Below are 19,100 nucleotides of genomic sequence, written 5' to 3'. Positions count from 1 at the left end.
GGCAATCACATGGACAGATATTTACTCGACATCAAAGCCGACGACAAACCGGTACTGTTAGAGCGCGTTCTTCGTGTGATCCGTCACCGAGGCTTTGTGATCAAACAAGTCGCAGCTACCCAAAACCATGAAAGCAAAGTAGCCAGCGTAGAGATCATCGTCGACAGCGATCGACCTATCTCGTTCTTGGTCAATCAAATTGAGAAGTTGTGGGATATTCGTACCGTAGAAGTACTTAAGATCCGCAACGATGAACTCCCAAATCACAACTTACAACAACACGTAAGTGCATAAGGAAGGCAATAAATGGCAACGAAAACTGCAGATTACATTTGGTTTAATGGTGAGATGCTCCCGTGGGCTGAAGCGAACGTTCACGTTCTTACTCACGCAATGCATTACGGCACCTCTGTTTTTGAAGGCGTACGCTGTTACAACACGCCAAAAGGACCAATTGTCTTCCGTCACCGTGAACATGCGCAACGTCTAAAAGATTCAGCCAAGATTTACCGCTTCCCGATTCCATACTCTGTGGAAGAAATTATGGAAGCAACACGTGAAACCCTTCGCCAGAACAAACTCGACAGTGCTTACATTCGTCCATTGGGCTTTGTGGGCAATGTTGGCTTGGGTGTTTGCCCGCCTGTTGGCACTGAAATGGATCTGATCATTGCGGCTTTCCCTTGGGGGTCTTACCTAGGTGAAGAAGCGTTAGAGAAAGGGGTTGATGCGATGATTTCAAGCTGGAACCGTGCAGCACCAAATACTATCCCTACCGCAGCGAAAGCAGGTGGTAACTACCTATCTTCACTGCTCGTTGGCGGTGAAGCTCGTCGTCACGGTTATGATGAAGGCATCGCTCTCAGCGTAGATGGTTACTTATCGGAAGGCGCAGGTGAAAACATCTTTGTTATCAAAGATGGCGTCATCACAACACCACCAGCAACCAGCGCTATTCTGCCAGGCATCACTCGCGATTCAATCATGACCATTGCGCGTGATAAAGGCTATGAAGTTCGTGAAGCAAACATTGCTCGTGAAGCCCTTTACCTTGCTGACGAAGTCTTCATGACAGGCACAGCCGCTGAAGTCGTACCTGTTGCAACCATCGACAAAATTGAAGTAGGCAGCGGTAAGCGCGGTCCTATCACCAAAGAACTACAAGCGGCCTATTTCGGCCTATTTAACGGCACCACGGAAGATAAGTGGGGCTGGTTAGACTATGTGTACCCAGAACAGAAGTAAGAAGGATTAGGAAATGCCAAAATATAGATCAGCAACCACCACACATGGTCGTAACATGGCGGGAGCACGTGCATTGTGGCGTGCCACTGGCGTCAAAGAAGAAGACTTCGGTAAACCAATCATCGCAGTAGTAAACTCATTTACTCAGTTTGTTCCGGGTCACGTACACCTGAAAGATATGGGTCAGCTTGTAGCACGCGAAATCGAAAAAGCTGGCGGTATCGCAAAAGAATTCAACACCATCGCCGTTGATGATGGTATCGCAATGGGTCACGGTGGCATGCTGTACTCATTGCCTTCACGCGAACTGATCGCAGACTCCGTTGAGTACATGGTAAACGCACACTGTGCCGATGCTATGGTGTGTATCTCTAACTGTGACAAAATCACTCCGGGAATGTTGATGGCATCAATGCGTCTCAACATTCCTGTTATCTTTGTTTCTGGTGGTCCAATGGAAGCGGGTAAAACCAAGCTTTCCGATCAGATCATCAAGCTAGACCTTGTTGATGCAATGATCCAGGGCGCAGATCCAAAAGTTTCTGATGAGCAAAGCGAACAGATCGAGCGCAGTGCATGCCCAACGTGTGGATCGTGTTCAGGCATGTTTACCGCAAACTCGATGAACTGTTTAACTGAAGCACTCGGTCTTTCTCAGCCGGGCAACGGTTCTATGTTGGCGACTCACGCAGACCGTGAACAGCTATTCCTTAACGCGGGTCGACGCATTGTTGAACTGACTCGTCGTTACTACGAGCAAGATGACGAATCCGCATTGCCACGCAACATCGCAACCTTTGATGCCTTTGAAAATGCTATGGCACTGGACATCGCTATGGGTGGCTCAACTAATACGATTTTGCACTTATTGGCAGCAGCGCAAGAAGGCGAAGTCGATTTTGATATGGAAGATATCGATCGCCTGTCTCGCCAAGTACCGCACCTGTGTAAAGTCGCACCGTCCACTCAGAAATATCACATGGAAGACGTGCACCGCGCTGGTGGTGTAATGGCTATCCTTGGTGAGCTTGACCGTGCCGGTCTACTGCACAATGATGCGCGCACCGTACTTGGTCTTTCCATGAAAGAGCAGCTCGCAAAATACGACATAATCCAAACTGAAGACGAAGAAGTACTCAAGTTCTACCGCGCAGGTCCTGCTGGTATTCGTACTACACAAGCATTCTCACAAGATTGTCGCTGGGATCGACTTGATGATGATCGCGCTGAAGGTTGTATTCGTGCCAAAGACAATGCTTTCAGCCAAGAAGGTGGTCTAGCTGTTCTATCTGGCAATATCGCACTGGATGGCTGTATCGTTAAGACCGCTGGCGTTGATGAAAGCATTCTTAAGTTCACTGGTCCTGCCGTGGTTTTCGAGAGCCAAGAAGACGCCGTTGAAGGCATCTTAGGCGGAAAAGTTAAAGCGGGCGACGTGGTAATTATCCGCTACGAAGGCCCTAAAGGTGGTCCGGGCATGCAAGAAATGCTGTACCCAACCACTTACTTGAAATCGATGGGACTCGGTAAAGAGTGTGCACTTCTGACTGACGGTCGCTTCTCTGGTGGTACATCAGGTCTGTCTATTGGTCACGCCTCTCCTGAAGCGGCAAATGGCGGTGCGATTGGTCTGGTAAAAGAAGGCGATATGATCGCAATTGATATTCCAAACCGTTCAATTTCACTCCAAGTATCTGAACAAGAGCTTGCTGATCGACGTGCAAAACAAGACGAACTAGGCTGGAAACCTGTTGACCGCCAACGTGAAGTTTCATTTGCACTTAAAGCTTACGCAAGTATGGCGACCAGTGCTGACAAAGGTGCAGTACGAGACAAATCTAAGCTTGAGGGCTAGCTTTATGAGTCAACCCTTTCCCTTAAAACAGGAAAACCAATCTGGTGCAGATTATCTGCGCCAGATCTTGCGAGCTCCTGTGTATGAAGTTGCAACAGTCACCCCATTGCAAGAAATGCCTCGCCTTGCTGCACGCATTGGTAACAATGTGCAAATCAAACGCGAAGATCGCCAGCCCGTACACTCGTTCAAACTGCGCGGCGCTTACAACATGGTTGCAAGCCTGTCTGAAGCACAAAAAGCCGCTGGTGTCATTGCTGCATCCGCAGGTAATCACGCCCAAGGCATGGCGCTTTCGGGTACAAAGCTAGGCATAAAAACCACCATTGTGATGCCAAAAACCACACCAGATATCAAAGTCGATGCGGTACGCGGGTTTGGTGGCAACGTGGTGCTGCATGGCAGTAATTTTGATGAAGCAAAAGCGGAAGCTGAGCGCCTATCCGAGTTAAACGGTTATACCTTTGTCCCACCATTCGATCATCCACTGGTGATTGCAGGTCAAGGTACTATCGGCATGGAAATGCTGCAGCAAAATGGTCACCTGGATTACATCTTCGTACCTGTTGGTGGTGGCGGTTTAGCCGCAGGCGTAGCGGTGCTTGTGAAGCAGTTGATGCCAGAAATCAAAGTAATTGCGGTCGAGCCAGAAGACTCTTCATGCTTAAAAGCAGCTTTGGATGCTGGTGAGCCAGTCGTACTAGACCAAGTCAGCATGTTTGCCGATGGCGTCGCAGTAAAGCGCATTGGTGAAGAGACATTTCGTCTGTGCCAAAAGTACATTGATGGGCATATCGCAGTTTCCAGTGATGAAATCTGCGCTGCTGTGAAAGACATCTTTGAAGATACTCGTGCTATCGCAGAACCTTCCGGCGCACTTGCTCTAGCGGGCTTAAAGAAGTTTGCTGAGCAAAACAAACTCGAAGGCAAAAATCTAGGCACCGTACTGTCAGGCGCCAACACCAACTTCCATGGTTTGCGTTATGTTTCTGAACGCTGCGAGCTTGGTGAGAAACGTGAAGGTCTGCTTGCGGTCACCATTCCTGAGCGTCAAGGTGCCTTCTTTGAGTTCTGTAACCTCATTGGCGGTCGTGCCGTAACGGAGTTTAACTATCGTTACAACGATGACGCACTGGCGAATATCTTTGTCGGTGTGCGTTTGCAAGGCGGTCAGGAAGAACTAGAAAACATCATCCATGACTTGCGTGATGGTGGTTACCCTGTGGTTGACCTCTCTGATGATGAAATGGCGAAACTGCACGTACGCTATATGATTGGTGGTAAACCATCTAAGCCACTCAAAGAACGCCTCTACAGCTTTGAGTTTCCAGAATATCCGGGAGCGCTACTGAAGTTCTTGAGTACACTCGGTACCCATTGGAATATCAGCTTGTTCAACTACCGTAACCACGGCGCTGACTACGGACGCGTTTTATGTGGTTTCGAGTTAGATGAAAGCGATTTAGCTCAGTTTTCTGCGCATTTGCGCGAACTTGGCTATCAATGCAAAGACGAAACAGATAACCCGTCTTACAAGTTTTTCTTGTCTTAGAGCCGCCAAAGCCACTTTCCTTGAAAGTGGCTTTTTGTTAGTACTGCAGCCAATCCTGATGCAGTTTATTTGGTGTACCTAAGTAATCCACCATCCATTGAATCAACTTGTGATTGTCATCTTTACGCCACACCAAACAACATTGGCTCAACGGTTTATCATCCTCCAGGACTTTTTCCACCAGCACACCATCGTGGATCAGTGGCATGGCAATATGGCGCGGCATGTAACCGACTCCTACTCCATTCTTCAGACATTCGATCGCGCTATACCAATTAGGTAACAGCAGACGACGCTGTTTCGGATAATGACCAGTATGACGTTTTGGCAGCACGTTCGAGGTATCATCGAGACAGATCGCCGGAAATTGACTCACAAACTCTTCTGTCAGGACTTGCTGGCGAACACAAGGGTGCGCAGGTGACATAACAAATGCCCAATCCAATACACCCATGTCTTTTACTTCAAAATCACCCCCAACTGGAATCGCTGACGTTGCACCAACGACAATATCAGCACGCCCTTGTGCAATCGCTTCCCATGAGCCGTTAAACACTTCCATGTTGATTTGCAGCTCAGCAAATTCAAACTCACGATAAAAATCTTCAACCAAAGGCTTAAGCTTATCGAGCTTAACCACGTTATCCAGTGTGAGCTTCAATGTTGACTGCCAACCATGTGCCGCGCGGCGAGTTTGCGCTTTCACTTCAGCCATTTGTCGTAGCATTAAACGCGCTTCTTCAATGAACAGCTCTCCAGCTGGTGTCAGTTCCACTTTTCTCGGTAATCGACGGAACAACACTACATCGAGATCTTGCTCTACTTGACGAACACCGTAGCTGATCGCAGAAGGGACTTTATGCAGCACTTCAGCAGCCGCAGTAAAACTGCCTAATCGAGCAACGGTATCGAGCATTTCCAGTGAAGACTTGGAGAACATGATTTCGACCTTTCAAAATTTTTGATTGATAACCAATAATTTTAGCGTTTTATTTTCTTAAAATCGAAAAATAGAATGGCGAGGTAAATAAATCAGGGTTGGCGCCAACTGATATTGACTAAAAAATGATTAAATAATTTGATTGGTTGAATCATGAAAATATCAAAACTACAACTCGTTTACCTTGCAGCCTTGTCTATGCTTGGCTTTATTGCGACCGATATGTACCTACCTGCGTTCAAAGCGATGGAAATCGACTTTGCAACAGGTCCAGAACAAATCGCACTTTCACTGACCGTATTTCTTGTTGGTATGGCTTTTGGTCAATTGATGTGGGGCTTGGCTTCAGACAAATTTGGACACCGTAATACACTGGCAGCTGGTTTAGTGCTGTTTACTGTTGCGTCCTTCGGTCTCGCATTCAGTGAGCAAGTGTGGCAACTATTAGCATTGCGCTTTGTTCAAGCAATTGGTGTCTGTGCCCCAGCTGTTATTTGGCAAGCGATGGTGATCAAACGTCACTCTAGCAGTAGCCAACAGATTTTTGCGACCATCATGCCGCTGGTGGCTCTGTCTCCAGCATTAGCACCTCAGTTAGGTGTACTGCTCGCAGATAGTTTTGGCTGGCATAGCATTTTTGTAGCGTTGACACTGATGGGCGTACTGCTTGTCGTTGCGACAATGGCGCAAAAAAATGAAAAGGCAGAAACAAAACAAACCAGCATGTCGTCTGACATCAAAGCACTTCTAGGATCTAAAACTTACCTAGGCAACGTGTTTATGTTTGCGACGGCATCTGCAGCTTTCTTCGCTTACCTAACAGGTATGCCAGAAATCATGTCTCAACTCGGCTACGAAGCAAAAGACATCGGTTTGAGCTTTATCCCACAAACCATTGCTTTCATGGTGGGTGGTTACCTAGGTAAAGTTGGTGTTCGCAAATTTGGTGATGAAAAAATTCTGCGTCAGTTGATCGGTTTATTCAGTGTTGCCGCGTTGCTTATCTTCGTAGCTTCGCAGTGGGAATTGACCTCCATCTGGCCAATCCTAGCGCCTTTCTGTTTGATTGCGGTAGCGAATGGTGCACTGTACCCAATCGTAGTAAACCGTGCATTGGCAAGTGCGAAGCAAAGCCCTGCAACCGCAGCTGGTTTGCAAAACAGCCTGCAAATTACCGTGAGCAGCCTATCAAGCGCACTAGTAGCAGCGATGGCAAGCCAAGCTCAGATGGTAACGGGTGTTGCAATCATCATCTGTATGGGGGGTCTATGGATGGGTTACATCTTGTCTAACCGTGAATTATCTAAACACTTCACAACTCCAGACAATGCTCGCGTAGTGAGTGAAGACGAGCTTTAGATTCAATTCAAAGTCATCTTAATTAAAACAAAGAGCCGCTGCTGAGCGGCTCTTTTATTCTGTGATAGTAACAATAAGCAACGAACTTACATGCTCTTCAGTCCCCACTTTTCAGCGGTTTGCTCAAAGAAGCCTTGGGTTTTCTTCAACTCAACCCAATGATTGATGTAATTAATCCATACTTGATCATCTTGAGGTAGCAGCATCGCAATAGGGGTAGGCTTACGAGGCTCCTTCACCGGCACTATCGCCAGTTGCTTAAACTTGGTCACCAACGTTGCCGCTTCTACATTGGATGTTACCGATACATCAGCGCGGCGAGCTAATAATTCTTGGAAATCACGCGCAGGCGCTTCAATCACAATATGTTGTGCAGATGGAAAGAAATCTTTGACCATCTTTTCTTGCACTGTCCCCAGCGTAGCCGCCACTTTTACATCAGGTTTGTCAAAGTCAGCCCAATCAGAGAACTTCGCTAAGTCTTTCTTTTGTACAACAGGAACAAACGCAAGGTAGAAATACGGTTGGCTATAACCCGCAACTTTCGCTCGTGACATATTCAATGATGCACTACCCGTAATATCGTATTTGTTGGCAGTAATGCCATTGACTAGCGTTTTCCAATCGGTCGCGACGTATTCCACCTTAACACCAAGATCTTTAGCAAGCTCAGAGGTGACGTCGATATCAAAACCACGATAGCTATTGGTCGCTGGATCTTTCATCGTCATCGGATTCCAATCCCCTGTCGTCCCGACACGCAACACACCTTTATCTAAGATCTCTTGTAGACGACTTTCTGCATGAGCGACTTGAGTTATCGCAAGCAAACACATTCCTAGCGCAAGCAAAGTTTTTTTCATTTTCTATTCCCTTAAAAGAATGACGGTAGGAGATATTCCCTTTAATTATTAACCATTAGTACGGCTTCATTGATAACATAGCAGCAACAAAGGAAGTTTTTTAGTCAGTTCAGGGAGTAAATGTGAACTATCGACATCTATGCTTAGTTTCGCTGCTGTTTCTCACCGGTTGTTCCGATTATCAGTGGGGCTGGTATGTGCTTGACCCATCAACCGAGCAAGGGCTGACAAACATCAAGTTTTTGGTCGCCGGTTTTAATGACACGATCCAAGTGTCACTACTCAGCATGCTGTTTGCAATGACCATCGGATTGATCATTGCTCTTCCCGCCCTTTCTGACTCTCCAGTGCTCAAGTGGATCAACCGCGTTTATGTGGAAGTGATCCGTTCTATTCCCGTTTTGGTATTGTTGCTGTGGGTGTATTACGGAATGCCAACGTTACTCGATGTATCCTTAAACCACTTTTGGGCAGGTGTCATTGCGCTAACTATCGCAGAAAGTGCCTTTATGGCGGAAGTATTTAGAGGGGGAATCCAAGCCATCAGTCGCGGACAACACGAGGCAGCGGAGTCATTAGGGTTAAACTACTGGCAAAAAATGCGCTTAGTGATCCTTCCACAAGCATTTCGCCAAATCTTACCGCCGCTGGGGAATCAATTCGTTTATATCCTTAAGATGAGTTCGTTAGTCAGCGTAATCGGTCTAAGCGACTTAACAAGGCGTGCTAATGAATTGGTCGTGAATGAGTACTTACCATTAGAGATCTATACATTTCTCGTCTTAGAGTATTTGGTGCTGATTCTTTTGGTCTCTCAAGCGGTTCGCTGGCTAGAAAAACGCATAGCGATTCCGAGTCACTAAACTCTCCCTTTCACAACACTAGATACAACAAAGCCGCTCAGATGAGCGGCTTTGGTTTATTTCGGTTAAAGAAAGCAGCTGAGGCTTACTTTTGTTTTACCGGGCGTTGCCAACCGGTAATTTTGCGCTCTTTCGCACGAGTAATCACAAGCTCACCTTCTGCAACGTCTTTGGTTAATGTCGTACCAGCACCAATCGTTGCACCATCAGCAATCGTCACTGGCGCAACAAGCTGGCTATCTGAGCCAACGAAGACGTCGTTACCAATGATGGTCTTAAACTTGTTCGCACCATCGTAGTTACAAGTGATGGTACCTGCACCGATGTTAGTACGTTGACCGATCTCAGCATCACCTAGGTAAGTCAGATGGTTCGCTTTAGAGCCTTCGCCGATACGTGCGTTTTTCACTTCTACGAAGTTACCTACGTGAGAATCGTTACGCATTTCTGCGCCAGGGCGTAGGCGTGTGAATGGACCAACTGTACATTCTTCACCAACTGTTGCACCTTCAATCACACTGTAAGGACGAACCACCGTGTTATCATCGATTTCACAGTCTTTCAGTACGCAACCAGCACCGATTACGACGTTATCACCCAGTGATACTTTACCTTCGATGATCACGTTTGCATCGATTTCACAATCCATACCGCATTGCAGTTCACCGCGTAGGTCGAAACGTGCTGGATCACGCAGCATTACGCCTTGCTCTAATAGCTTCTGTGCTTGCATTGATTGGAATGCACGCTCAAGACGAGCCAGTTGAGCACGGTCGTTAACGCCTTCTACTTCAATCGCGTTTACTGGATGCACAGCCTCAACCGCGCGACCTTCATCGTGTGCTGCCGCGATAACGTCTGTTAAGTAGTATTCGCCTTGTGCGTTTTCATTATTTAGACCAGCAAGCCAGCGTTTCAGGTCACCACCTGTCGCCACCAGCACACCAGTATTACATTCTTTGATGAGCTTCTGCTCTTCTGTTGCGTCTTTTTGCTCGACGATCGCCACTACTGGACCATTTTTACGAATGATACGACCGTAACCCATTGGGTTATCTAGCATCACTGTTAGTAGTGCAATACCGCCTGTTGGTTGTGCATCTAATAGGTTTTCAATCGTTTCTGCTGAAATCAGTGGAACATCACCGTAAAGCACCAGTACTTTTTCATCGTCTTCAAACTTCGGAGACGCTTGATCAACCGCGTGACCTGTACCTAGTTGCTCCGCTTGCAGTACCCAATTAACCGGCTCTTTTGCTAGCGTTTGTTGCATTTGATCACCACCGTGACCATATACTAGGTGGATGTTTTGTGCGCCAAGACCTGTACATGTATCGATAACATGTTTTGCCATTGGCTTCCCTGCCAAAGTGTGTAGCACTTTAGGCATGTTTGAATACATACGGGTACCTTTACCCGCAGCAAGGATCACAGCACTGAATTTCATTAATAACCTATTGACGTTCTATTTTAATTGGGCGTTATTTTAAACACCTTGGAAGGATTAGTTAATGGTGAGATGTAAATTTCCAACTAAAATTAATCAAAAAGGCGACCAATTGGCCGCCTTTTTTCATGCAACGTTGCTAATTGAGCTTAGCGACGCTTTTTGGTCAGCTCGATAACTCGTAGCTGAGCAATGGCTTTAGCCAGTTCACTGGCCGCTTGTGCGAAGTCCATATCACCGTGCTGATTCTGGATTTGCTCCTCAGCGCGGCGCTTGGCTTCTTCTGCCTTCGCTGCGTCTAGATCTTCACCACGAATCGCTGTATCAGCCAGTACTGTAGCAGTACCAGGCTGAACTTCGACCATACCACCAGAGACATAAATGAACTCTTCGTGGCCGTGCTGTTTCACAATACGCACCATACCAGGCTTAATAGCGGACAGCAGCGGAGTGTGGCCGTGGAAAATACCCAGCTCACCTTCGCTACCGGTCACCTGAAACGTTTCTACGCGACCAGAGAAAATACGTTTCTCAGCGCTTACTACGTCTAGGTGAAAGGTTATTGGTGCCATATCGCCTCCTAGTTAGCCTTATAGCTTCTTCGCATTCTCGATAGCATCGTCAATCGTACCGCAGTACATGAACGCTTGCTCTGGAATGTCATCGTATTCACCAGCTAGTAGACCTTTGAAGCCACGTAGTGTCTCTTTAAGAGGTACGTAAACGCCTGGGTCACCTGTAAATACTTCCGCTACGTGGTAAGGCTGAGTTAGGAAACGCTCAATCTTACGTGCACGAGATACAACTTGCTTATCTTCTTCAGATAGCTCGTCCATACCTAGAATCGCGATGATATCTTTCAGCTCTTTGTAGCGCTGAAGTGTCTGCTGAACGCCACGAGCTGTGTCGTAGTGCTCTTGACCAACTACTAGTGGGTCTAGCTGACGAGAAGTCGAATCTAGTGGGTCGATCGCAGGGTATAGACCCATAGCTGCGATGTTACGGTTAAGTACAACCGTTGCATCCAAGTGCGCGAACGTTGTTGCTGGAGACGGGTCAGTCAAGTCATCCGCAGGTACGTATACCGCCTGTACAGACGTGATAGAACCTTGCTTAGTTGACGTGATACGCTCCTGAAGTACACCCATCTCTTCTGCAAGAGTTGGCTGGTAACCTACCGCAGAAGGCATACGACCTAGAAGTGCTGATACCTCAGTACCTGCAAGCGTGTAACGGTAGATGTTATCAACGAACAGAAGTACGTCACGACCTTCGTCACGGAAACGTTCTGCCATTGTTAGACCAGTCAGTGCAACACGTAGACGGTTGCCTGGTGGCTCGTTCATCTGACCGTAAACCATCGCTACTTTAGATTCTTCAGGATTCTCAACGTTTACAACGCCCGCTTCCTGCATCTCGAAGTAGAAATCGTTACCTTCACGAGTACGTTCACCAACACCAGCAAATACTGATAGACCTGAGTGTTGAAGTGCGATGTTGTTGATAAGCTCCATCATGTTAACAGTCTTACCTACACCTGCACCACCGAATAGACCGATTTTACCACCCTTAGCGAATGGACAAACCAAGTCGATTACTTTAACACCAGTTTCTAGAAGTGCTGTTTCGTTTGATTGCTCTTCGTAGCTTGGTGCTTCACGGTGAATAGAGTAAACCTCTTCTGCACCGATCTCACCACGCTCATCAATCGCGTCACCTAGGACGTTCATGATACGACCTAGAGTTTTAGTACCTACTGGTACTGAAATTGGAGCGCCAGTGTTAACCACTTCAACGCCACGACGTAAACCATCAGAGCTACCCATTACGATACAACGAACTACGCCACCGCCTAGCTGTTGTTGAACCTCAAGAACTAGACGCTCTTTAGATTCTGTAACGTTTAGAGCGTCATATACACTTGGTACTTCGCTCTGTGGGAACTCTACGTCGACTACCGCACCGATGATCTGTACGATCTTACCTGTAGCCATCGTTAATCCTCTAAACTATTTCGTTTTACCTAAGCTTAAACCGCAGATGCACCACCAACGATTTCCGATAGTTCTTGTGTGATCGCAGCCTGACGGGCTTTGTTGTACACAAGTTCTAAATCTTCAATCAAGTTGGTTGCGTTATCCGTTGCAGCCTTCATCGCAATCATTCGAGCCGCTTGCTCACAAGCAAGGTTCTCAACCACACCTTGGTATACCTGAGACTCTACGTAACGCACTAGAAGTGTGTCTAATAGAGGTTTTGGCTCAGGCTCATAGATGTAGTCCCATGAGTGCTCACGCTGCATCTCTTCGCTGTCCGATTTAGGCAAAGGTAGCAATTGATCGATCGTTGGTTGCTGAATCATAGTGTTTACAAACTTGTTAAACACCACATATAGACGATCCAGTTCACCTTCATCGTATTTCTTAAGCATTACGCCAACAGAACCGATTAGGTCTTCTAGACTTGGGCTATCACCCAAACCAGAAACCTGTGCCGCAACTTTTGCGCCACCATGTTTAAAGAAAGCTGTTGCTTTTGAACCAATTACAGCCAGTTCAACTTCAGCACCTTTCTCTTTCCATGATTGCATGTCTGTAACGGCTTTCTTGAACACGTTAATGTTCAAACCACCACACAGACCACGGTCTGTCGAAACGATGATGTAACCAACACGTTTAGCTTCACGCTCTTCTAGGTACGGATGACGGTACTCTAGGTTTGCGTTAGCCACATGACCGATCACTTTACGCATTGTTTCAGCGTATGGACGAGAAGCTTCCATTGCGTCTTGAGAACGACGCATTTTTGAAGCTGCTACCATTTCCATCGCTTTCGTAATTTTCTGAGTGCTTTTAACACTACCGATTTTATTACGTATCTCTTTTGCGCCGGCCATCGTTACTCTCCGTTAGTTGGTGGCAGAAACTGCCACCGACCTAATTACCAAGTTTGGGTTGCTACGAAGTCGTCAGTCAGTTTCTTCAACTGAGCTTCAACTTCATCGTTGTATGCACCCGTCTTGTCGATCTCAGCTGCGAATTCAGCGTATTGACCGCGAGCGTACGATAGTAGAGCCGCTTCGAAATCTAGCAGTTTGCTTAGTTCAACATCTGCTAAATAGCCGCGCTCTGCCGCGAAGATTACTAGTGCTTGGTCAAATACAGACATTGGAGCGTACTGCTTTTGCTTCATTAGTTCTGTAACTTTTTGACCGTGGTCTAGCTGTTTCTTCGTCGCTTCATCAAGGTCAGACGAGAACTGCGCGAATGCCGCTAGTTCACGGTACTGAGCTAGTGCAGTACGGATACCGCCTGATAGCTTCTTGATGATTTTCGTCTGAGCTGAACCACCTACACGAGATACTGAGATACCTGGGTCAACCGCTGGACGTACACCTGCGTTGAATAGCTCAGTTTGTAGGAAGATCTGACCATCGGTAATCGAGATTACGTTAGTCGGTACGAATGCTGAAACGTCACCTGCTTGAGTTTCAATGATAGGAAGAGCAGTTAGAGAACCAGTCTTACCTTTCACTTCACCGTTAGTGAAACGCTCTACGTACTCTTCGTTTACACGAGCTGCACGCTCTAGTAGACGCGAGTGTAGGTAGAATACATCACCTGGGAATGCCTCACGGCCTGGTGGACGTTTTAGTAGTAGAGAGATCTGACGGTAAGCTACCGCTTGCTTAGATAGATCATCGTAAACAATCAGTGCGTCTTCACCGCGATCGCGGAAGTATTCACCCATCGCACAACCTGCGTATGGCGCTAGATATTGTAGCGCTGCAGACTCAGAAGCAGATGCAACAACAACGATAGTGTTAGCCAGCGCGCCGTGCTCTTCTAGTTTGCGAACTACGTTAGCGATAGTCGATGCTTTCTGACCGATTGCTACGTAGATTGAGAAAATACCAGAGTCTTTCTGGTTGATAATCGCGTCGATCGCCATTGCTGTTTTACCAGTCTGACGGTCACCGATTACAAGCTCACGCTGACCACGACCGATTGGGATCATTGAGTCAACTGATTTGTAACCAGTTTGCACAGGTTGGTCTACCGATTTACGGTCGATTACACCTGGTGCGATTACTTCTACAGGCGAAGTCAATTTAGCTTCGATTGGACCTTTACCATCGATAGGCTCACCTAGTGTGTTCACTACGCGACCTAGAAGTTCTGGACCAACTGGCACTTCAAGAATGCGACCAGTACCTGTAACTTTCATGCCTTCCTTAAGGTCAGCATATGGGCCCATTACTACCGCACCAACCGAGTCACGCTCAAGGTTAAGTGCTAGTGCATAACGGCCACCCGGTAATTCAATCATTTCACCTTGCATCACGTCCGCTAGGCCGTGGATGCGGATGATACCATCGCTTACCGATACGATAGTACCCTCGTTGCGAGCTTCACTAACAACTTCGAAAGATTCGATACGTTGTTTGATCAGATCGCTAATTTCCGTGGAATTAAGTTGCATGCTCCAATCCCCATTAAGACTGCAATGCATCGCTCAGGCGGTTCAAACGACCACGCGCTGAGTCATCGATGACTAGGTCTCCGGCTCGAATAATAACCCCACCAAGTAGGGTCTCATCTACACTGCAATTCAGCTTCACTTTGCGTTCAAGACGCACTTCAAGTTTGCTGCCAATGTTTGCAAGTTGTTCATCAGAAAGTTCGCTTGCTGAAATTACTTCAACATCGATTTCTTTCTCATGCTCTTTCTTCAATAGGAAGAATTGTTCACAAACATCAGGAAGGGCCGTCAGACGACCATTCTCAGCCATTACCTTAATCAGGTTTTGACCGTGCGCATCAACTTGTTCGCCACAAACTGCAACAAAGATCTCTGCCATTTTATCAGCAGAAACTGAACCTGTTAGAAGTTCATTCATTTGTTCGTTTTTGGCAACTTCAGCAGCAAAAGATAGCATTTGACTCCATTGGTCTAGCTGATCTTTGTCTACAGCAAAGTCGAAGGCTGCTTTAGCATAGGGGCGTGCGATTGTAGTCAAATCAGACATATGCGCCCCCAGACTTAAAGTTTTGCAGTAATGTTGTCGAGAATATCTTTCTGAGCGTCTTTATCGATAGTACGCTCAAGGATTTTCTCAGCACCAGCTACAGCCAGAGTAGCAACTTGTTTGCGCAGCTCATCGCGTGCACGATTACGTTCAGCTTCAAGTTCTGCTTCCGCTTGCGCTAGGATTTTCTGGCGTTCTGCCTGAGCTTCCTCGCGAGCTTCATCAATAATTTGAGACTTACGCTTGTTCGCTTGGTCGATGATCTCAGTTGCTGTGCGCTTCGCTTCTTTCATCTGATCAGAAGCGTTGGCTTGTGCTAGATCCAAGTCTTTTGCAGCACGTTCCGCTGCTTGAAGACCATCAGCAATTTTCTTCTGACGCTCTTCGATCGCTTGCATCAATGGTGGCCATACATACTTCATGCAGAACCACACAAATAGTGCGAACGAGATTGCTTGACCTAGCAGAGTTGCGTTTATGTTCACAACAGCTACCCCTCTATTTGGACTTAGTGTTAATCAGTGACAAGCCTGAGCTCGTCCCGAGTTAAAGGTGATTAACCTAGTTGACCAACGAATGGGTTTGCGAATGTGAATAGTAGCGCGATTACGATACCGATCATTGGAACCGCATCAAGTAGACCTGCGATGATGAACATCTTAACTTGTAGCATAGGAGCCATTTCTGGTTGACGTGCTGCACCTTCTAGGAATTTACCACCTAGTAGTGCGAAACCAATCGCTGTACCAAGAGAAGCAAGACCGACGATAATACCTACGGCGATTGCAGAAAAGCTCAGTAAAGTTTCCATTACTATCTCCAATTTATAGTTGTTGGCTTAGTGCCCAAATAAAAAGCTTAAAAAATTAATGATCAGAGTCTTCGTGTGCCATTGACAGGTAAACAATTGTCAACATCATGAATACGAAGGCTTGAATCGTAATAACCAAGATATGGAAGATTGCCCACGGTAGTGAACCCATCCATTGCAAGTACCATGGTAGCATTGCCGCACAAAGAATGAATACAACCTCACCCGCGAACATGTTACCGAATAGACGCATACCAAGTGATAGAGGCTTCGCTAGTAGCGATACCACTTCAATCAGTAGGTTAAACGGAATCATCAGTGGGTGATTGAATGGATGTAGTGCAAGTTCTTTTGCGAATCCACCTAGACCTTTCACTTTGATGCTGTAGTAGATCATCAATGCGAAAACGCCTAGAGCCATAGCCATGGTGATATTCACATCAGCAGACGGTACAACCTTAAGATAAGGGATACCTAGCCAATGCTCTGCTGGGTACGGTAAGAAGTCGATAGGAACTAAGTCCATCACGTTCATCAAAAATACCCAACAAAAGATAGTCAGTGCTAAAGGCGCGATCAGTGGGTTGCGTCCATGGAACGTGTCTTTGACGTTTTCCGCGACAAATTCAACGATCATTTCTACAGCACACTGAAGCTTACCCGGTACACCCGCTGTTGTTCTCTTCGCTACTTTGTAAAAAATTCCGAGGAAGATTAAACCAGTAAACCAAGAAAAAAACAGGCTATCGATATGTACGTTCCAGAAACTTGTCTCCTCCGCTACTAGACCTAACTTGTAAAGAGATAGGTTAGTAAGGTGGTGGGCAATGTAACCGGACGATGTTAGCGCTTCACCTGGCGCAGCCATAACTCATCCTATTTTTTGTTGTTAATGAATAGCACTGGTGCACAGATATTAATACCTAGTACCAGCAAATAGGTTAGTTTGAGGGGAACAAGTTCCACCTGCATATACATGTAGGCTACGTAGAACAACACAACCGTGATGAGGATTTTCAGAACTTCGCCTGTATAGAAAGAAGCCGCGATACGCTTGGCAGCGCGAGCCCCACTAAACATAAAAGCACATAACGCAAAGACAGCATTGGCAACAACAAAAATGCCCCCACCAACCAGCGCTGAAATTCCCCATTCAGGATTCACGGCTATCGCCATTCCTGCAGCCACAAAAATAACCGCGCCAGACTGGATCATTAACAATTGCTTTGCGAGCTCTCGTCCTGGTCTAGCTAACGCAGCTACCATGTATTCGTACCTCTAGTAATATCCACTTTGCACTAAACTCTCTGTGCAGGGAAATTGGCGAAAATTATACGGTGAGAACAATTGAATGCAATTATATTGCATCAAAAACTTACAGTTTTGTTTACAATCCGACAACTTTCACACAAAATTCGATTATTTTGATTAATTGACCTAAATCAATTATCTCATCTAGGCCTCTAGCTTGGCAATCAGTTGATCCAATTTGTGAGGCTCATCAAGACTTATCGTCACTTTCGCTTTGCCGTTTGCAGAACGGACCAAAGAAACCTTAGCATCAAGCAGTTGACTCAATTTATGCGACATTTGCTCTGCTTCGGTATCTTCTTGTTGAGCTTTTTGCTCATTCTGTGGGGCTAAGCACTTTTTTACTAACTGTTCGGTTTGGCGAACAGTCATTTGCTTCTTAGCCACTTGTTGCGCCACTTCGACCTGTTGTTCGCCTTCTAACGCTAACAGAGCTCGAGCATGACCCATTTCCAATTTTTTATCTGCAACCAGACCTTTTACATCAATTTCCAACTGATTTAGACGTAATAGGTTACTCACGGTCGTTCTTGATTTTCCAATCACATCGGCCACTTGCTGATGTGTCAACGTGAATTCATCTTGTAGACGTTCAAGCGCTTGCGCTTCTTCAATCACGTTCAAATCTTCACGCTGAATGTTTTCAATCAACGCCATCGCTATCGCAGCACGGTCTTCGACCTTTTTCACCAAACAAGGTACACGCTTTAGACCGGCTTGCTTTGCCGCACGCCAACGACGCTCACCTGCGATGATTTCAAACTGACCGCTTGCCACTTGGCGAACCACGATTGGCTGAATAATGCCTTGCGATTGAATCGAAGCGGCTAGTTCTTCTAGCGCTTCTGGAGCCATATCTTTACGCGGTTGGTAAACACCCGGCTGCAATTGACCAATAGCCAAATCAGTCAACTCGCCATCAGCCGACAACGCTTGGCTTTGCGATGCAATGTGCTGTTTTTCACGAGCTAACGAACTGGTCGACAACAACGCATCCAGTCCTTTTCCTAGACCACGCTTAGACATAGGAGGAATTCCTTAGGTTAGAGTTAAACTGGGATTTCTTCGCGGCGGAGCATTTCGCCCGCTAAAGCAAGATACGCTTTGGCGCCAGCTGAGTACTTGTCATAGTACATAGCTGGTTTACCGTGGCTCGGCGCTTCGGCCAAACGCACATTACGTGGGATCACAGTACGGTAAACTTTACTACCAAAGTGTTTTTTAAGTTGATCGGATACTTCATTAGATAGGCGGTTACGTGGGTCGTACATGGTACGCAGTAAACCTTCAATTTTGAGGTTCTCATTAACCACGGCCGCTAACTTGCTGATTGTATCCATAAGAGCAGTTAAACCTTCTAACGCAAAGTATTCACATTGCATCGGCACCAGCACAGAGTCGGCTGCGGCCATTGCGTTGATTGTAAGAAGGTTTAGAGAAGGAGGACAATCAATAAAGATGAAATCATAGTTATCGCGAACTGGCGCAAGGGCGTTTTTGAGACGAACCTCACGCGCGAATACTTCCATCAATTTGATTTCTGCAGCAGTCACGTCACCGTTCGCTGCAATCAGATCGTATTTCCCAGTGGTTTGTGTGCAAACCACTTGATCAAAAGGGGTATCTTCAACCAAAAGATCATACGCTGTCGCGTCAACCATGTACTTGTCGACACCACTAGCCATAGTAGCATTGCCTTGAGGGTCGAGATCGATCACCAAAACTTTGCGCTTTGTTGCCGCCATCGAAGCTGCTAAGTTAATGCACGTTGTTGTTTTGCCGACCCCACCTTTCTGGTTGGCGATTGCTACAATTTTACCCACGA

Annotated in this window: 20 protein-coding genes; 6 read left to right on the top strand and 14 right to left on the bottom strand. The window is 46.5% G+C overall.

The genetic code is table 11. The annotated features are described in order from the left end of the window. The first annotated feature begins 9 nt into the window (after nucleotides 1-9). From ilvM to ilvA, 4 genes are read left to right on the top strand one after another with little or no spacing between them, the layout of a single operon-like run. Entirely contained in the window at nucleotides 10-294 is a 285-nt protein-coding gene (gene ilvM, locus MHO32_RS16180; protein ID WP_005440786.1) for an acetolactate synthase 2 small subunit, read from the top strand. Between the two features lie 12 nt (nucleotides 295-306). Further along, nucleotides 307-1,245, top strand: a complete 939-nt coding sequence (gene ilvE, locus MHO32_RS16175) for a branched-chain-amino-acid transaminase (RefSeq protein WP_005451015.1) — start codon at nucleotides 307-309, stop codon at nucleotides 1,243-1,245. Between the two features lie 13 nt (nucleotides 1,246-1,258). Next, the gene (gene ilvD / locus MHO32_RS16170) at nucleotides 1,259-3,100 is read left to right on the top strand and encodes a dihydroxy-acid dehydratase (RefSeq protein ID WP_029790004.1); all 1,842 of its coding nucleotides are present in this window, start codon (nucleotides 1,259-1,261) and stop codon (nucleotides 3,098-3,100) included. 4 nt (nucleotides 3,101-3,104) lie between these two features. Next, the gene (ilvA, locus tag MHO32_RS16165) at nucleotides 3,105-4,652 is read left to right on the top strand and encodes a threonine ammonia-lyase, biosynthetic (RefSeq protein WP_005429804.1); all 1,548 of its coding nucleotides are present in this window, start codon (nucleotides 3,105-3,107) and stop codon (nucleotides 4,650-4,652) included. 37 nt (nucleotides 4,653-4,689) lie between these two features. On the opposite strand, the gene punR is transcribed toward ilvA, so the two are convergent. Beyond that, the gene (gene punR, locus MHO32_RS16160; RefSeq protein ID WP_005451018.1) at nucleotides 4,690-5,592 is read right to left on the bottom strand and encodes a DNA-binding transcriptional activator PunR; all 903 of its coding nucleotides are present in this window, start codon (nucleotides 5,590-5,592) and stop codon (nucleotides 4,690-4,692) included. A gap of 153 nt (nucleotides 5,593-5,745) precedes the next feature. Between punR and punC the strand changes: the two genes are divergently transcribed. Then, a complete protein-coding gene (punC, locus tag MHO32_RS16155) occupies nucleotides 5,746-6,951 on the top strand; it encodes a purine nucleoside transporter PunC (RefSeq protein ID WP_005451019.1) in 1,206 nt (401 codons plus the stop codon). Nucleotides 6,952-7,037: 86 nt separating this feature from the next. Here the strand turns inward: punC and MHO32_RS16150 are convergent, their stop codons facing one another. Further along, entirely contained in the window at nucleotides 7,038-7,814 is a 777-nt protein-coding gene (locus tag MHO32_RS16150) for a transporter substrate-binding domain-containing protein (RefSeq protein ID WP_009699091.1), read from the bottom strand. Nucleotides 7,815-7,936: 122 nt separating this feature from the next. Between MHO32_RS16150 and MHO32_RS16145 the strand changes: the two genes are divergently transcribed. Further along, a complete protein-coding gene (locus MHO32_RS16145; protein WP_009699092.1) occupies nucleotides 7,937-8,677 on the top strand; it encodes an amino acid ABC transporter permease in 741 nt (246 codons plus the stop codon). Between the two features lie 85 nt (nucleotides 8,678-8,762). Here MHO32_RS16145 and glmU read toward each other — a convergent pair whose 3' ends face one another. The 12 genes from glmU to MHO32_RS16085 all read right to left on the bottom strand — a co-directional run bounded on the left by glmU (nucleotide 8,763) and on the right by MHO32_RS16085 (nucleotide 19,098). Next, nucleotides 8,763-10,124: a bifunctional UDP-N-acetylglucosamine diphosphorylase/glucosamine-1-phosphate N-acetyltransferase GlmU gene (gene glmU / locus MHO32_RS16140; protein WP_009699093.1), complete on the bottom strand. Its 1,362-nt coding sequence runs from the start codon at nucleotides 10,122-10,124 to the stop codon at nucleotides 8,763-8,765. A 149-nt stretch (nucleotides 10,125-10,273) separates the two neighbouring features. Then, nucleotides 10,274-10,696 (bottom strand): F0F1 ATP synthase subunit epsilon, encoded by a 423-nt coding sequence (locus tag MHO32_RS16135; RefSeq protein ID WP_005429758.1) that lies wholly within the window; start codon nucleotides 10,694-10,696, stop codon nucleotides 10,274-10,276. A gap of 18 nt (nucleotides 10,697-10,714) precedes the next feature. Beyond that, nucleotides 10,715-12,118 (bottom strand): F0F1 ATP synthase subunit beta, encoded by a 1,404-nt coding sequence (atpD, locus tag MHO32_RS16130; RefSeq protein ID WP_005451025.1) that lies wholly within the window; start codon nucleotides 12,116-12,118, stop codon nucleotides 10,715-10,717. A 35-nt stretch (nucleotides 12,119-12,153) separates the two neighbouring features. Further along, entirely contained in the window at nucleotides 12,154-13,020 is an 867-nt protein-coding gene (gene atpG / locus MHO32_RS16125; protein ID WP_005440806.1) for a F0F1 ATP synthase subunit gamma, read from the bottom strand. A gap of 44 nt (nucleotides 13,021-13,064) precedes the next feature. Further along, nucleotides 13,065-14,606 carry a F0F1 ATP synthase subunit alpha gene (atpA, locus tag MHO32_RS16120; RefSeq protein ID WP_005451027.1) on the bottom strand — a complete coding sequence of 514 codons (1,542 nt, stop codon included), beginning with the start codon at nucleotides 14,604-14,606 and terminating at the stop codon, nucleotides 13,065-13,067. Nucleotides 14,607-14,619: 13 nt separating this feature from the next. Beyond that, nucleotides 14,620-15,153 carry a F0F1 ATP synthase subunit delta gene (gene atpH / locus MHO32_RS16115; protein WP_239212939.1) on the bottom strand — a complete coding sequence of 178 codons (534 nt, stop codon included), beginning with the start codon at nucleotides 15,151-15,153 and terminating at the stop codon, nucleotides 14,620-14,622. Nucleotides 15,154-15,167: 14 nt separating this feature from the next. Next, entirely contained in the window at nucleotides 15,168-15,638 is a 471-nt protein-coding gene (gene atpF, locus MHO32_RS16110) for a F0F1 ATP synthase subunit B (RefSeq protein WP_005451032.1), read from the bottom strand. A 71-nt stretch (nucleotides 15,639-15,709) separates the two neighbouring features. Continuing rightward, nucleotides 15,710-15,964 carry a F0F1 ATP synthase subunit C gene (gene atpE, locus MHO32_RS16105; RefSeq protein WP_002540812.1) on the bottom strand — a complete coding sequence of 85 codons (255 nt, stop codon included), beginning with the start codon at nucleotides 15,962-15,964 and terminating at the stop codon, nucleotides 15,710-15,712. Nucleotides 15,965-16,019: 55 nt separating this feature from the next. Then, complete coding sequence (gene atpB, locus MHO32_RS16100; protein WP_005451034.1) at nucleotides 16,020-16,832, bottom strand: F0F1 ATP synthase subunit A; 813 nt, start codon at nucleotides 16,830-16,832, stop codon at nucleotides 16,020-16,022. Between the two features lie 8 nt (nucleotides 16,833-16,840). After that, nucleotides 16,841-17,230 (bottom strand): F0F1 ATP synthase subunit I, encoded by a 390-nt coding sequence (locus MHO32_RS16095; RefSeq protein WP_005440813.1) that lies wholly within the window; start codon nucleotides 17,228-17,230, stop codon nucleotides 16,841-16,843. Between the two features lie 189 nt (nucleotides 17,231-17,419). Then, complete coding sequence (locus MHO32_RS16090; RefSeq protein ID WP_005451035.1) at nucleotides 17,420-18,301, bottom strand: ParB/RepB/Spo0J family partition protein; 882 nt, start codon at nucleotides 18,299-18,301, stop codon at nucleotides 17,420-17,422. A gap of 23 nt (nucleotides 18,302-18,324) precedes the next feature. After that, nucleotides 18,325-19,098 (bottom strand): ParA family protein, encoded by a 774-nt coding sequence (locus MHO32_RS16085; protein ID WP_005451036.1) that lies wholly within the window; start codon nucleotides 19,096-19,098, stop codon nucleotides 18,325-18,327. Nucleotides 19,099-19,100: the final 2 nt, after the last annotated feature.

The organism is Vibrio sp. MMH1-50 (assembly GCF_022347645.1).
GTDB classification, from domain to species: Bacteria; Pseudomonadota; Gammaproteobacteria; order Enterobacterales; family Vibrionaceae; genus Vibrio; species Vibrio harveyi.
Note: the sequence above shows the minus strand (reverse complement) of the source record. Positions and strands in the feature narration are given on the sequence as shown.